Annotated in this window: 12 protein-coding genes and 1 tRNA gene; 9 read left to right on the plus strand and 4 right to left on the minus strand. The window is 73.1% G+C overall.

What is annotated here, in order from left to right:
* Nucleotides 1–193: 193 nt before the first annotated feature.
* The 3 genes from M446_RS22420 (at nt 194) to M446_RS22430 (ending at nt 3,220) form a co-directional block, all read left to right on the plus strand.
* Nucleotides 194–1,831 carry a DEAD/DEAH box helicase gene (locus tag M446_RS22420; protein WP_012334395.1) on the plus strand — a complete coding sequence of 546 codons (1,638 nt, stop codon included), beginning with the start codon at nt 194–196 and terminating at the stop codon, nt 1,829–1,831.
* Between the two features lie 113 nt (nt 1,832–1,944).
* A tRNA-Phe gene (locus tag M446_RS22425) sits at nt 1,945–2,020 on the plus strand.
* 225 nt (nt 2,021–2,245) lie between these two features.
* Entirely contained in the window at nt 2,246–3,220 is a 975-nt protein-coding gene (locus tag M446_RS22430) for a UDP-glucuronic acid decarboxylase family protein (RefSeq protein WP_012334396.1), read from the plus strand.
* Nucleotides 3,221–3,893: 673 nt separating this feature from the next.
* On the opposite strand, the gene M446_RS22435 is transcribed toward M446_RS22430, so the two are convergent.
* Nucleotides 3,894–4,181: a hypothetical protein gene (locus M446_RS22435; protein WP_012334397.1), complete on the minus strand. Its 288-nt coding sequence runs from the start codon at nt 4,179–4,181 to the stop codon at nt 3,894–3,896.
* Between the two features lie 198 nt (nt 4,182–4,379).
* Between M446_RS22435 and M446_RS22440 the strand changes: the two genes are divergently transcribed.
* The 4 genes from M446_RS22440 (at nt 4,380) to M446_RS22455 (ending at nt 7,275) form a co-directional block, all read left to right on the plus strand.
* Nucleotides 4,380–5,699, plus strand: coding sequence for a leucine-rich repeat-containing protein kinase family protein (locus tag M446_RS22440; RefSeq protein ID WP_012334398.1), 1,320 nt, complete (start codon nt 4,380–4,382; stop codon nt 5,697–5,699).
* Between the two features lie 64 nt (nt 5,700–5,763).
* On the plus strand, nt 5,764–6,255 hold the full coding sequence (locus M446_RS22445) for a DUF3280 domain-containing protein (RefSeq protein WP_012334399.1): 492 nt from the start codon (nt 5,764–5,766) through the stop codon (nt 6,253–6,255).
* 249 nt (nt 6,256–6,504) lie between these two features.
* On the plus strand, nt 6,505–6,720 hold the full coding sequence (locus tag M446_RS22450) for a hypothetical protein (RefSeq protein WP_012334400.1): 216 nt from the start codon (nt 6,505–6,507) through the stop codon (nt 6,718–6,720).
* A 183-nt stretch (nt 6,721–6,903) separates the two neighbouring features.
* Nucleotides 6,904–7,275: a hypothetical protein gene (locus M446_RS22455; RefSeq protein ID WP_012334401.1), complete on the plus strand. Its 372-nt coding sequence runs from the start codon at nt 6,904–6,906 to the stop codon at nt 7,273–7,275.
* Nucleotides 7,276–7,288: 13 nt separating this feature from the next.
* Here M446_RS22455 and M446_RS22460 read toward each other — a convergent pair whose 3' ends face one another.
* On the minus strand, nt 7,289–9,067 hold the full coding sequence (locus tag M446_RS22460) for a gamma-glutamyltransferase family protein (RefSeq protein ID WP_012334402.1): 1,779 nt from the start codon (nt 9,065–9,067) through the stop codon (nt 7,289–7,291).
* A 156-nt stretch (nt 9,068–9,223) separates the two neighbouring features.
* Between M446_RS22460 and M446_RS22465 the strand changes: the two genes are divergently transcribed.
* Nucleotides 9,224–11,071 (plus strand): CocE/NonD family hydrolase, encoded by a 1,848-nt coding sequence (locus tag M446_RS22465; protein ID WP_012334403.1) that lies wholly within the window; start codon nt 9,224–9,226, stop codon nt 11,069–11,071.
* 20 nt (nt 11,072–11,091) lie between these two features.
* On the opposite strand, the gene M446_RS22470 is transcribed toward M446_RS22465, so the two are convergent.
* Both M446_RS22470 and M446_RS22475 read right to left on the minus strand, forming a co-directional pair.
* Nucleotides 11,092–12,336: a metal-dependent hydrolase family protein gene (locus M446_RS22470; protein ID WP_012334404.1), complete on the minus strand. Its 1,245-nt coding sequence runs from the start codon at nt 12,334–12,336 to the stop codon at nt 11,092–11,094.
* Nucleotides 12,337–12,392: 56 nt separating this feature from the next.
* Nucleotides 12,393–13,025, minus strand: a complete 633-nt coding sequence (locus tag M446_RS22475; protein ID WP_012334405.1) for an isochorismatase family protein — start codon at nt 13,023–13,025, stop codon at nt 12,393–12,395.
* Between the two features lie 113 nt (nt 13,026–13,138).
* Here M446_RS22475 and M446_RS22480 point away from each other — a divergent pair, with 113 nt between their 5' ends.
* The gene (locus M446_RS22480) at nt 13,139–13,804 is read left to right on the plus strand and encodes a TetR/AcrR family transcriptional regulator (protein ID WP_012334406.1); all 666 of its coding nucleotides are present in this window, start codon (nt 13,139–13,141) and stop codon (nt 13,802–13,804) included.
* The last annotated feature ends 52 nt before the right edge of the window (nt 13,805–13,856 follow it).

Here is a 13,856-nt window from a genome sequence, read left to right on the forward strand (position 1 = left end):
TTAACGGGCCGTAAATGATCCGGCCGGGGCTGGACCCGGGGCGCCGGACGCGCTACGTGCCGGCCATCCTCCTCATGACCCGTGGGACTGCGCGCGATGGTCGGGGCCGCTCGGGCGGCGTGACCGGATTCGGGCGTGACTCCGCTTCCTCGAGCGGTCCTGCCCGCGCGTCGTCACCTGGGACGTCCCTGCTTTGGCTTTTCCTCCCCTCCCCGCCCCCCTCGCCCGGGCGCTCGACGCCCGCGGCTACGACGAGCCCACTCCCGTCCAGGCCGCCGTGCTCGAGGCCGACCATGCGGGCCGCGACCTCCTGGTCTCGGCCCAGACCGGCTCGGGCAAGACCGTCGCGTACGGCCTCGCCCTGGCCGAGACCCTGCTCGGCGAGGCCGAGGCGTTCGGCGCCCCCGGCGCCCCGCTCGCCCTGGTGATCGCGCCGACCCGCGAACTCGCGCTCCAGGTGCACCGCGAACTCGCGTGGCTCTACGGGGCCGCGGGGGCGCGGGTCGTCTCCTGCGTGGGCGGGATGGACCCGCGGCGGGAGAGCCGCGCCCTGGCGGAGGGCGTGCACATCGTCGTGGGCACGCCCGGGCGCCTGCGCGACCACCTGGAGCGGCGCAATCTCGATCCGTCGCGGCTGCGCGCCGTGGTGCTCGACGAGGCCGACGAGATGCTGGACCTCGGCTTCCGCGAGGATCTCGAATTCATCCTGGGCGCGACGCCGGTCGAGCGGCGCACCCTCCTGTTCTCCGCGACCCTGCCGAAGGGCATCGTGGCGCTCGCCGAGCATTACCAGCGCGAGGCGCGCCGCATCGCGGTGGCGGGCGAGCGGCGGGGCCACGCGGACATCGAGTACCGGGCCGTGCGCATCCTGCCGCGCGAGACCGAGCTCGTCGTCGTCAACACCCTGCGCCTCGTCGAGGCGCGCACCGCCATCGTGTTCTGCAACACCCGCAACGCGGTGCGCCACCTCCAGGCGGTGCTGACCGAGCGCGGCTTCGCGGCGGTGGCGCTGTCGGGGGAACTCGGCCAGGGCGAGCGCAACGCGGCGCTCCAGGCCCTGCGGGATGGGCGCGCCCGGGTCTGCGTCGCCACCGACGTCGCGGCGCGCGGGATCGACCTGCCCGGGCTCGGCCTCGTCATCCACGCCGAGCTGCCGCACGACGCCGAGGTGCTGCAGCACCGCTCCGGCCGCACCGGCCGGGCCGGCCGCAAGGGGATCAGCGTGCTGCTGGTCCCGGGCTCGCGCCGGCGCAAGGCCGAGGAGCTGATGGCCCAGGCGGGCGTGGTGCCGGTCTGGTCGGGGCCGCCGCCGGCCGACGAGATCCGCGCCCTCGACCAGGAGCGGCTCCTGGTCGACCCGCTCCTCACCGAGGAGACGAGCGAGGAGGACCGGGCGATGGCGCAGGCGCTGCTCGCGCAGCGCTCCGCCGAGGATCTCGCGGCGGCCCTGGTGCGGGCCTACCGGGCCCGCCTGCCCGCGCCCGAGGAGGTGACGGATCCGGGCTTCGCGAGCGGGCGCCCGACCGCGGCCCGGCGCGAGGGCCCGCGGCCGGCGCTCGGCCCGAGCGTGTGGTTCCGGCTGAACGTGGGCCGGCGCGACAATGCCGACCCGCGCCGGCTGCTGCCGATGCTCTGCCGCCGCGGCGGGATCACCCGCGAGGAGGTCGGAGCGATCCGCATCTTCGATCGCGAGACCAAGTTCGAGATCCGCGGCGGCGCCGCGGCGAACTTCGCCGACAGTTTCGGGCGCAGCGGCTCGGCCGACCTGCGCGTCGAGCCCCTCGACGGCACGCCCGAACTGCCCCGCCGCCCCGCCCGGCGCCGCGGCTGAGACCCCGTTCTTCGGCGGCTTCGAAATCGCCGAAGAACCCGCACGAGACGGCTGGACAGGCGGCCTTCGCCTGACTATACCCCCGCCATCGCCGCTGCCCCGCAGCCCGGCGCGCCCAGGTAGCTCAGTTGGTAGAGCATGCGACTGAAAATCGCAGTGTCGGTGGTTCGATTCCGCCCCTGGGCACCATCTTCTCCTCAGCAATTCGGTTAAAGAGGCGATCCTAGTCCGGCTCGTACTGGGCGGAGTCGGGTCGGACCGACTCGCTGACCTTTGCGCAGAGCATCCGACTCGGGCGACCGCGCCTCATCTATACGCGGGGCGGACGCCCCGGTAGGGTGGCGCGGCCCTGTCCCGCCACGCTTCGGGCCGGCCTGCGCGCCCGCGCGTCACCCCATCGGATCAGACCCGACCATGCGGTACGGCAACATCAAGAAGATCCTGGTCACCGGCGGTGCGGGCTTCCTCGGCTCGCATCTCTGCGAGCGCCTGCTCGCCCAGGGGCACGAGGTGCTCTGCCTCGACAATTTCTTCACCGGAACCCGCGCGAATGTCCGGCACCTGCTCGACGAGCCCAATTTCGAGCTGATGCGCCACGACGTGACCTTCCCGCTCTACGTCGAGGTGGACGAGATCTACAATCTCGCCTGTCCGGCCTCGCCGGTGCACTACCAGTTCGACCCGGTCCAGACCACCAAGACGAGCGTGCACGGCGCCATCAACATGCTCGGCCTGGCCAAGCGCGTGAAGGCGAAGGTGCTGCAGGCCTCGACCTCGGAGGTCTACGGCGACCCCGAGGTGCACCCGCAGCCGGAAGAGTACTGGGGGCGTGTCAACCCGATCGGCTTCCGCTCCTGCTACGACGAGGGCAAGCGCTGCGCCGAGACGCTGTTCTTCGACTATCACCGCCAGCACAACCTCCCGATCAAGGTGGTGCGAATCTTCAATACCTACGGCCCGCGCATGCATCCGAACGACGGCCGGGTGGTGTCGAACCTGATCGTGCAGGCGCTCCGGGGCGAGGACATCACGCTCTACGGCGACGGGCTGCAGACGCGCTCCTTCTGCTACGTCGACGACCTGATCGAGGCGATGCTGCGGATGATGGCGACCGGGCCGGAGGTGACCGGGCCGATCAACATCGGCAATCCGGGGGAGTTCACCATCCGGGAACTGGCCGAGATCGTGCTCGAGGTGACCGGGTCGCGCTCGCGGCTGGTGCACCGGCCGCTGCCGCCGGACGATCCCAAGCAGCGCCGACCCGACATCGCCAAGGCCAGGCGCATCCTGAACTGGGAGCCGCAGGTGGACCTGCGCGCCGGCATCGCGCGCACCGTGGCGTATTTCGACGCGTTCCTGAGCGAGCAGGCGCGGATCTCCGCGGAGTGACGCCGCCGGGCGCCGCGCCGGCGGCGTCCCACCGTGATCCCCGGCCCACCGGGACGGGATCGCGGCGCCCGGACTGCCCCTCGTTCGGGATGGTCCCGCTCGCGGCGACCGTGACCGGGATGCCCGGACAGCTCACCAGGGTGACGAGCGGTCGCCCGGTGTGGGTCGCCGAGATCGTCACCCGCCAGAGCTCGGACCCACCGACGATCCGACGTCATGGCGCGTGGGGCTCTGACGTGGACGATTCCTGGAATACCGATCGATAGGCCTTAGCCGCGGCATGCGGCTAGACTTGGCCCAGCTCGCGACCGCTCGGGCAGGACGGCGGCACCGCATCGCCCCGCGGCGGCCTCGCGGCAGGCGCGGCCGCGCCGCCTCGACCCGCGCATCGCCGATCCCCGGGCCGACCTCGTCGCGCGGTGCGCCCCCGTGGGACCGCTTTGCCCCGCCTCACCCGGCCGAGCCGGCGAGCGCGATGCCGGTGAGCAGGATGACCAGCATGGTCGAGTAGGCCAGGACGCGCATCATGGTCGACCTCCCTATCGGGAACCGCGCGATTATCGCACGGGGCGCGCCGGCCCGGAAGAAAATGGTAGCGCCGCCAGGAGCTTGGCTACGTGTCCGACGGCCGCCGCCCGTCGCGGGAATCCGGGTCCGGGACGCCCGCTCGCGCTCACCGGACCGGGTGCGCTCGGAAGGCCGCCGACAGTCCCAGCAGGGCGGCCGTCCGCTCCACCCAGCCCTTGCGCAGCGCGATGGCGTGGATCTCGGGGGCCCGCAGCACCTTGTAGCCGCACTCGATCTCGAACGAGGCGAGGAGGTCGCCCATCGGGCCGTTGACGAGCGCGAGGGTCTGCCAGACGCAGGTCTCCAGGGTCCCGCCGCGCGCGTCCCGCAGCCTGCCGCCCATGTACCACGCCCTCAGGATGGCGGGGCGCTCGAGATACAGGTCGAACTCCATCGCTCCATCCCCCTCCGCGCGGGCCCGCCCGCGCTTCCGCCGCGGATCATTGCACACGAGGAGGTCGGACGCGACTGCCTGTCGGGCGATCGGAACGGGGCCGTCCCCTGCCGAGTGCGGCCGGCTCCGCCCGCACCGGGAATTCGCCGTCATCCTCCGGCAAGCCTCGCGCCCGACCTTCCCGCGCCGACAGAATTCATGACCGCTGCCCCTTCCTCCGACACCCTGACGGCGCTCCGGCGCGGCGACCTCGATGGCGCGACGGTGCTGCGCCTCGGCGGCGGCCTCTCCGCCGTCCCGGACGAGATCTTCGGCCTCGCCGACACCCTGGAGGTGCTCGACCTCGGCGGGAACGCCCTGACCAGCCTGCCCGACGGCATGGGGCGCCTGCGCAAGCTGCGGGTGCTGTTCTGCTCGGGCAACCGGTTCGAGCGGCTGCCGCCCAGCCTCGGCGACTGCCCTTCCCTGAGCCAGGTCGGCTTCCGCGCCTGCGGGCTGCGCGAGGTGCCGGGCGAGGCGCTGCCGCCCCGGCTGCGCTGGCTCATTCTCACGGACAACCGCCTCGGCGCGCTGCCCGCGGCGCTCGGCGAGCGTCCCGCGCTGCAGAAGCTGATGCTGGCGGGCAACCGGCTGCGCAGCCTGCCGGAGACGCTCGCCGGGGCCGAGTCTCTCGAACTCCTCCGGCTCGCGGCGAACCGCTTCGAGGCGCTGCCGCCCTGGCTCACCGCCCTGCCCCGCCTCGCCTGGCTGGCGTGGTCGGGCAATCCCTGCGAGCCCGTGGCCGGGGCGGCGCGCGTGCCCCGGGTGCCGTGGTCGGCCCTCGCCTGCGAGGCGCGGCTGGGCGAGGGCGCCTCCGGCGTGGTCCACCGCGCCCTCTGGCGCAGGGCCGCGGGCGCGCCGGGGGAGCCGGTCGCGCTCAAGCTGTTCAAGGGCGCGATGACGAGCGACGGCCTGCCCGAGCGCGAGATGGCGGCCTGCCTCGCGGCGGGCGCGCATCCCCACCTGACCGGGGCCCTCGGCCGGCTCGACGGCCACCCGGAGGGCGCGCAGGGGCTCCTGCTGCGGCTGCTGCCGCCGGAATGGCGCGTCCTCGCCGGCCCGCCGAGCCCGGAGAGCTGCAGCCGCGACGTCTACGCCCCGGACCTGCGCCTGACCGGGCCGGCGGCGCGGCGCCTCGCGCGCGGGATCGCGGCCGCCGCGTCCCACCTGCACGCGGGCGGGCTCATGCACGGCGACCTCTACGCCCACAACGTGATCTGGGACGGGGCGCGGGGCGAGGCGGTGCTGAGCGATTTCGGCGCCGCCTCGGTGCTGCCGGCCGGCGCGGCGGGGGCCGCGCTCGCGCGGGTGGAGGTGCGGGCCTGGGGCATCCTCCTCGACGAACTCCTCGCCCGGATGCCGGCCGCCGAGGTCCCGCCCGCGCTCGCCGCCCTGGCGGGGGCCTGCACGGGCCCGGATGCGGCGGGGCGGCCGTCCATGGCCGAGGCGCTCGCGGCGCTCGACGCGGAGGCCCGGTGACCGGCGCGGTGCAACCCGGCGCCCCGTCCCGCGATGAGGAGGAGACGGAACCGGGAGACATCGCATGATCCGCCACGTCGCGAGGCTCGCGGCCGCCCTGACCATCGCCGCCAGCGCGGCGAGCGCCGCGGTGGCCGCCCCGCGGAAGGCCGCCGTATTCGATTTCCAGTTCGGCAATCTTGGCGCCTCGCCGCCGACCGAGGCGGATCTCGGGCGGCTCGGCCGCCTCACCGAGCAGTTGCGCGCCGCGCTCCAGGACAGCGGACGCTACGCGCCCGTGCCCCTCGCGGCCGTGGCGCAGGAGGCCGCCAAGAGCGACCTGCGCCACTGCAACGGCTGCGCCGAGGACCTCGCCCGCAAGGCCGGGGCCGAGGTGGCGATCACCGGCGAGGTCCAGAAGGTCTCCAACCTGATCCTGAACATCAACGTCTACGTGAAGGACGTGGATTCGGCCGCGCCCGAGCGGGGCTACAGCGTGGACATCCGGGGCGACACCGACGAATCCTTCGAGCGCGGTCTGCGCTACCTGATCAGGAACAAGCTGCTGGCGCAGTAGCCCCGGCGCCGGGGCCTGCGCGGCGCGCTCCCGCCCTCCACGACAAGAGGCCGCCCCGAGGGGCGGCCCGAAGTCTGGGAGGATGAAGAACGTCCAACGCTGGACGGGACGACCCTGCCACCGGCGCCCCCCGGCGTCCGTGCGCGCGCGCACGGATTGATCAACCACCGATCGAGATCACCCCGGACGAGCGCGTTGCCGCCGGCAATCTTCTGGCTACGCTATCCCCTCCGATCCAGAGGAGCCGGTATGACATCCTTTGATTTCGTGTCATGGCTCGAGGTTGTGCGTAAGCTCCATGGCTGGGACAAGGATACCGCCCTGGCCGAACTGGGCGTGGACCCGAGGGCCGCCGAGAACTGGACGCGCCCCTACAGCCGCGGCCCGGGATTGACCGTCGCGCTCGCCTGCGCGGCGCTCGCCCGGCGCAACCCGCTGAAGCCCTGGAGCGCGGCGGACGAATAGCCTTGCGCGGGACATCGCCGCGGCCAGATTCCGACCCGGGTCTCGCCGCCGAAGGACGCAATGCCGCCCGGGGGATGGGGCCGGCAAGACTGCGCAGACGCTGCGTCAGACCGCGAATGCACACTTGGGATATCAAGCTTGACAGTCTAAACCGATCCACGTTGAAGAGCGGAGGCCAATATCATGGACGCGCAGCAGCAGGAAGCGATTGCGACGCGGTTCAACACTGATGAAAGATTTCGTCACGCGATGTTGGCCGACCCGAACCAAGTCATCAAGACCGAGTTCGGGATCGACCTCCCGTTCTCGCTGACAGTCGAAGCGAGCCAGAACGGATACCGGTTCCTGCCCGTGGAGGCCGCCGGCGAGGCGATCGACGAGGCGCAGCTCGACGCGGTGGTCGGCGGCGCGGGACTGAATCTCAGCTGGGGATCGATCTCAAGCTGGTTCTCGAACACGTTCTTCCGCGGCGGCGCGAGGCTAATCTCCGAGCACGGGGCCGGCATCGTGGCCGGGAACACCAGCCGCATCGTCGCCCCGAACACGAGCCGCTGAGGATTCCCCGCCCTCAGCGCCCGACCGCGTAGGCCTGCATCAGCCGGGGCGTCGCGGCGGCCACGATGAAGCCGTCGCGCAGCCCGGCCGCGCAGACGCGGCCCAGCGACCAGGGCGGCTCGACGCGCAGATCGTGCCCGCGCCGGCCCAGTTCGGCGATGACCTCCGGCCCGAGCCGCTCCTCGACGAGGAGCCGGCCCGGCTCGAACAGGCGCGGATAGAAGCTCTGCGGGACGTGCCTGCTCGTGAAGAGCGGGAGGTCGATCGCCGCCTGCAGGTCGAGGCCGTGGTGCAGGTGGCGCAGCAGCACGGCCAGGGTCCACTGGTCCTGCTGGTCGCCCCCGGGCGTGCCCATCGCCAGGTACCCGGCCCCGTCGCGGGTGACGAGGGTCGGGGTCAGCGTGGTGCGCGGGCGCGCGCCGGGGCGCAGGGTCGAGGGATGGCCCGGCTCGAGCCAGCACATCTGGCCGCGCGTGGTGATCGAGAAGCCCAGGCCCGGCACGGTGGGCGAGCTCTGCAGCCAGCCCCCGGACGGCGTCGCCGAGACCATGTTGCCGTGCCGGTCGACCACGTCGACGTGGACCGTGTCGCCCCACTCCACCGGCAGGGGCGCGAAGGTCGGCTCGCCGTGGCCGATCCCGACCGGGATCTCGCGCCCGGCCATGGCGAGCACGCGGGCGATCCGCTCCCGCGCGCCGGGCAGGTCCCCCGGCAGGAGCTCCGCCGAGGCCCGGTCGGTCACCAGCCGGCGGCGCGCATCCGCGTAGGAATCCGACAGCAGCGTCGCGAGCGGCACCTCGACGAAGTCCGGGTCGCCGTAGAACGCCTCGCGGTCCGCGTAGGCGAGCTTCATGCACTCGACGAGCGTGTGGACGAAGTCGGGTCCGGCCGGGTCCATCGCGCCGAGGTCGAATCCCTCCAGCAGCGCCAGGCTCTCGAGCAGGGCCGGTCCCTGGCCCCAGGGCCCGGTCTTGTGCACCGTGACGCCGTGATAGGCGCGCGAGACGGTCGGCTCCCGCCGGGCCGCGAAGCCGGCGAGATCCTCGGCCGCGAGGAGGCCGCGATGGCGCCGACCGCTCGAATCGACGAGCTCGGCCGTGCGGTAGAAGCGGTCCACGGCCTCGGCCACGAAGCCGCGGTAGAAGGCGTCGCGGGCCGCCTCGATCTGCCGCTCGCGGCCGCCGCCCGCCGCCTCCGCCTCGGCGACGATCCGCCGGTAGGTCGCCGCGATGTCGGGCGAGCGGAGCCGGGTGCGGGGGCGCGGCACCGCCCCGCCCGGCAGCCAGGCCGCCGCCGAGCTCGGCCACTCGGTGGCGAACAGGGTCTCGGCCGCCAGGATCGAGGAGGCGACCCGCGGCAGGACCGGGAAGCCGCTCTCCGCGTAGCCGATCGCCGCCTCCAGCACCGCGCCCACGCCCCAGGTGCCGTAGTCGCGCAGCAGCAGCATCCAGGCGTCGAAGGCGCCCGGCACCACGGCCGGCAGGAGTCCGGTTCCCGGCACCTGCGACAGGCCGAGCGCGGCGAAGCGCGCGGGCGTCGCGGCCTGCGGGAACCCGCCCTGGCCGCAGATCACGACCGGCTCGGAGCCCGCCGGCTTCAGGATGATCGGCACCTCGCCGCCCGGCCCGTTCAGGTGGGGCTCGACGATCTGGAGCACGAAGCCGCAGGCCGCGACGGCGTCGAAGGCGTTGCCGCCCCGCTCCAGCACCGACATGCCGACGGCGCTCGCGATCCAGTGCGTGCTCGCGACGGCCCCGAAGGTGCCGCGCAGTTCCGGGCGGGTGGTGAACATGGGGCTCCGGGGCGTGGGCGGGTTCGATCGGGTCGAGCGGCGAGAATAGACCGGGGCGGGCGCCGGAGCCTCGGCGCGGGCGCAGGGCTGCCGCACCGCCGGCGCGCTCCTCGGGCCGCGGCCGGGGCTCTAAGGTTGCGCGCAGCAGGAGGCAGCATGTCCGCATCGACCGAGGCCGACGAGGCCGGCTCGTCCGCGTGGCGCGTCGCGCCGGGCGCCTACCTGGAGGCGCGCCCGCCCTGCTTCGCGCAGCCGGCGGCGCCGGAATCCTGCTACGTGACCATGCGCGACGGCTGCCGCCTCGCCCTCGACCTGCACCTGCCGCGGCCGCTCGACGGCGGGAGCGCGCCCGGATCCTTCCCGACCATCCTGCTCTTCACCCCCTATTACCGCCGCTTCAAGCTCCGGCCCGGGGCGCGCGGCGAGGCGAACCCGAATTCGGGCAAGTTCCGCGACCTGTTCGTGCCGCGCGGCTACGCGGTCGTGATCGTGGACGTGCGCGGGACGGGCGCGAGCTTCGGCACCCGCGACAGCTTCCGCTCGCCGAAGGAGCGGGAGGACAGCCGCGAGATCACCGACTGGGTGGTGGCGCAGCCCTGGTCGAACGGCCGCGTCGGCGCCACCGGCGTGTCCTATCTGGGCGCGGCGGCGGATTTCCTCGCCAGCACCGGCCACCCGGCGGTCAAGGCGATCGCGCCGCTCTTCTCGGTCTGGGACACCTACAGCGACAATTACTTCCCGGGCGGGATCGCCCTCAAGGAGCTGACGCGGGTCTACGACGAGCTGATGGTCGGGCTCGACCACGACCGGCGCGACCTGCTGAAGAATTTCGTCTACTACGCGAACCCGGACTTCGCCGGGCCGCAGCCGGTCGACGAGGATCCGGACGGGATCCTGCTCGCCCAGGCGATCCGTGAGCATCTCGGCAATTTCCGCCAGACCGAGTTCATGCCGGAATTCCGGTTCCGCGAGGAGCCCCTGCCCTACGATCCGGGCTTCAGCTCGGCCTCGTTCAGCCCCTACGCGGTCTCGGACCGCATCCGGCCGGACGTGGCCGTCCTGTCGGTCTCCGGCTGGATGGACGGGGCCGGCTACATGAACGGGGCGGTCTCCCGCTTCCTCACCCTCGACCGCAACCCGCGCCACCTGCTGCTCGGGCCCTGGGACCACGGCGCGCGCATCGACGTCTCGCCCTGGCGCAGGAGCCAGGAGGCGCGCTTCCCGTATCTCGGCGAGGTGCTGCGCTTCTTCGACCACTACCTCGCGGAGCGCGACACCGGCCTCGCGGCCGAGGCGCCGGTGCACGTCTACGCGATGCACGCGGAGGCGTGGCGGGAGGCCGCGTCCTGGCCGCCGGTCGCGGAGACGACCGACCTCCATCTCGGGGCGGAGGCGCGCCTGCTCGCCGAACCCGGCGCGTCGGGCGCGGCCGAGCACCGGGTCGATTTCGCGGCGGGCACCGGCCGGGGCACCCGCTACGAGCGCATCGCCGGCATCAACAGCACGGAGTACTACGCGGACTGGGCCGGCCGCACGGACCGGATGCTGAGCTTCACCTCCGCCCCGCTCGCGGCCGACCGCGAGCTGATCGGCCACGCGCTCGCGGATCTCTGGCTGTCGAGTTCGGAGCCCGATGCCGGGCTGTTCGTCTACCTGACGGAGATCGAGGCGGACGGGGCCGAGCGCTACGTCACCGAGGGGCTGCTGCGGGCCCTCCACCGGGCGGAGGCCCCGGCGCCGGAGCGCTACCGGACCACGTGGCCGTTCCGGACCTTCCGCCGCGCGCAGGCGGCGCCGCTGGTCCCGGGCCGGGTCGAGCGCATCCGCATCCCGCTCCTGCCGACGGCCTGGCGCTTCGCGGCCGGCAGCCGCATCCGCGTCTCGCTGGCGGGGGCCGATGCGGACCATTGCGGGCAGATCCCGCACGGCCGCCCGCCGCTCCTGCGCGTCCATTTCGGCGCGGACGCGCCCTCGCGGATCGCGCTGCCCCTCGCCCGGGCCTGAGCCTCCGGGCGCCCGCGCCCTCAGCGCGCGAGCGCGTCCTTCACGAAGCGGCCGCCGATCATGATCGCCGGCATGTGCCGGCCCTGGCCGGTGAGGAGCGAGAGGTCGGCGAGGGGATCGCCGTCCACCACGATCAGGTCCGCGTGCGCCCCCGGCGCCACGACGCCGAGCTTGCCCTCCTGGCGCACCACCTTGGCGGCGTTGACCGTCGCCGAGCGGATCACCTCGATCGCCGGCAGGCAGCGGCCGCGGATCACGAATTCCTCCGACTGGTGCCGGTGCATCTCGCCGAGGAGATCGGTGCCGTAGGCCATCATCACCCCGGCCTCGCGCAGGGTCTCCAGGGCGGCGAGGCCGGCCTCGCGCACGTCCTCGATCTTGGCCACCGAGGCCGGCGGCAGGCCGAGCGCCGCGCCCTCCTTGGCGAGCGCGTCGAAGGTCACGTTGGTCGGGACCACGAAGGCGCCCGCCTCGCGGATCAGCCGCGCGGTCGCGGGCGTCACGAGGTTGCCGTGCTCCACCGAGAGCACGCCGCATTCGACGGCCCGCCGGATCGCCTCGTCCGTGTAGAGGTGCCCCGCCACGTAGGTCTGGGCGTTGCGCGCCTCCTCGACGATGGCGCGGATCTCCTCGACCGAGTAGCCCAGGAAGGCGATGGGGTCGGTCGGCGAGGAGACGCCGCCATTCGCCATGATCTTGATGAAGTCGGCGCCGGCCTTGATCTCCTCGCGGGCGACCCGGCGCACGGCGTCGACCCCGTCGCAGACCCGCCCCATCGCGCCGAGCTTGGTGGCGTAGTGGGAGACGTCGCGGGCGTGGAAGCGGCCGCGGTAATCGGTGTGGCCGCCCGTCTGCGACAGGGCCTTGCCGCAGATCACCAGCCGCGGCCCCGCGATCAGCCCCTCGCGCACCGCCAGCGCCAGCCCGTGATCGGCGCCGCCGAGGTCGCGCACCGTCGTGAAGCCGCGCATCAGCATGCCGTGCATGATCCGCGCCGCCCGCAGGGCGACGAGCGAATCCGGCAGGTCGGCATTGGCCCCGAGATCCGGGATCGTCGCGATCACGTGGACGTGGCAGTCGATCAGGCCGGGCATCAGCGTGCGCCCGGCGAGATCGACCACCCGGGCCGCTTCGGCCGTCAGGGGACGGTCGGACACCTCGCGGATCGTGCCGCCCTCGACCAGCACGTCGTGGCCGTCGAGGGCCGTATCGTGGCGGCCGTCGAGGACGCGCGCGTTGCGGAAGAGGACGAGGTCGGGGCTCATGAGCTGGTCCCTCTCGGGCTGGACCCTGTGCGGGTGGGGGCGGGGCGGCGAGGCCCTCAGGCGGCGTTCCGGCTCCGCCAGGCGTCGAGCCAGCCGAGCACGGTGGCGAGGTCGCTGACGTCGACGTAGCGCCGGCCGAGGTCGCGCAGGTTGTCGCGGTGCGGCCCCTCCTCGATGTCGCCGACGCAATCCTCCGGCACGATCGTCCGGTAGCGGTAGCTGAAGCTGTCGATCGCGCTCGCCCGGATGCAGCCGCTCGTGTTGCAGCCCGTCACGATCACGGTGTCGACCCGCTCCTTGGTGAAGTAGTCGGAGACGCCGGTGTTGAAGAAGATCGACGGGCCCTTCTTGGTGACCATCAGGTCGTAATCGGGCCGGTAGATGCGCGGGTCGAGGGCGACGCTCGGGTGGTCGTGCAGGAACGTGTCGCGCACGGCGGTGATCTTCCAGTACGGCATCTCGCGCTGATTGAGATAGGCGGTGTTGCAGACCGCGACCGGCACGTTCGCGCGCCGGGCGGCGTCGAGGAGCCGCGCGGTGTTCTCGACCGCGCGGGCCACCAGGGGGGCGCCGCCGAGCGGGTATCGCGGATCCGTGAAGCCGACCTGGAAGTCCACCACCACGATCCCGGGCTTCGCGCCGAATCCGACCGGGATCTCGCCGTAGCTGCGGTTCGCGTAATCGTCCATCGCGCCCTCCGGGGTCGTCGTTCCGCCGCGGGCAGACTGGACAGAGCGAAAAAAACAGGCAAGCTTGTTTTTTTAGCGGGCGCCTCCGGCGCGCAACCGGGCGGGGAGAGTCGGTGTCGCGGACGGAACGCCAGCAGCAGGCGCGGAGCGTCGCCACCCGCGAGCGGCTGGTGCGCGCGGCCCTCGATGAGATCTTCGAGGTCGGCTACCACGCGGCCACGACCCAGCAGATCGCCGAGCGCGCCCGGGTCTCGCGCGGGGCCCTGCTCCACCATTTCCCGACCCGGGCCGACATCATCCTGGCCGCCATGGAGGTGCTGCTCGCGGACGGCACGGCGGAGATCAAGGCGGTCTCGGCGGATGTGCGCAGCGGGGCGCTGCCGCTCGCCGACTTCGTCGAGTTCCTCTGGCAGCTGTTCTCGGGCCGCTTCTTCTACCTGTCGATGGAGATGATCACCGAGGCGCGCCACGATCCGGCCCTGCGCCGGGGCCTGATCCCGGTCGTGCAGCGCTTCCACGCCGCCCTCGACGCGATCTGGGTCGAGTTCTGCGACGGGGAGCGGCGGCCGCCCCGGGAGGCGCGGATCATCCTCAACCTCACCGTCAACCTCGTGCGCGGCATGGGCGTGCAGACGGTGCTCCGTCCCGAGCCGGACTATTACCGCGACATGATCGAGGCCTGGAAATCCCTGCTGCCGCAGCTGATCGCCGGCCCGGCGGGCGACGCCGCCTTCGCGGGCCCGCGCTTTCGCGCCGCGGGCCGGGAGGCTGTATCATGAGCCGGCGCGTCGGTCCGAGGCTCACCGGCCCGCGTGGCACCCGTCTTGCGGA

This window comes from Methylobacterium sp. 4-46 (assembly GCF_000019365.1).
Taxonomy (GTDB): Bacteria; Pseudomonadota; Alphaproteobacteria; order Rhizobiales; family Beijerinckiaceae; genus Methylobacterium.

Bases quoted from the DNA above. Each gene is read 5' to 3' on its own strand.
- M446_RS22430 (WP_012334396.1), top strand. From the start codon at position 2,246: ATGCGGTACGGCAACATCAAGAAGATCCTGGTCACCGGCGGTGCGGGC.
- M446_RS22435 (WP_012334397.1), bottom strand. From the start codon at position 4,181: ATGGAGTTCGACCTGTATCTCGAGCGCCCCGCCATCCTGAGGGCGTGG.
- M446_RS22440 (WP_012334398.1), top strand. From the start codon at position 4,380: ATGACCGCTGCCCCTTCCTCCGACACCCTGACGGCGCTCCGGCGCGGC.
- M446_RS22445 (WP_012334399.1), top strand. From the start codon at position 5,764: ATGATCCGCCACGTCGCGAGGCTCGCGGCCGCCCTGACCATCGCCGCC.
- M446_RS22450 (WP_012334400.1), top strand. From the start codon at position 6,505: ATGACATCCTTTGATTTCGTGTCATGGCTCGAGGTTGTGCGTAAGCTC.
- M446_RS22455 (WP_012334401.1), top strand. From the start codon at position 6,904: ATGGACGCGCAGCAGCAGGAAGCGATTGCGACGCGGTTCAACACTGAT.
- M446_RS22460 (WP_012334402.1), bottom strand. From the start codon at position 9,067: ATGTTCACCACCCGCCCGGAACTGCGCGGCACCTTCGGGGCCGTCGCG.
- M446_RS22465 (WP_012334403.1), top strand. From the start codon at position 9,224: ATGTCCGCATCGACCGAGGCCGACGAGGCCGGCTCGTCCGCGTGGCGC.
- M446_RS22470 (WP_012334404.1), bottom strand. From the start codon at position 12,336: ATGAGCCCCGACCTCGTCCTCTTCCGCAACGCGCGCGTCCTCGACGGC.
- M446_RS22475 (WP_012334405.1), bottom strand. From the start codon at position 13,025: ATGGACGATTACGCGAACCGCAGCTACGGCGAGATCCCGGTCGGATTC.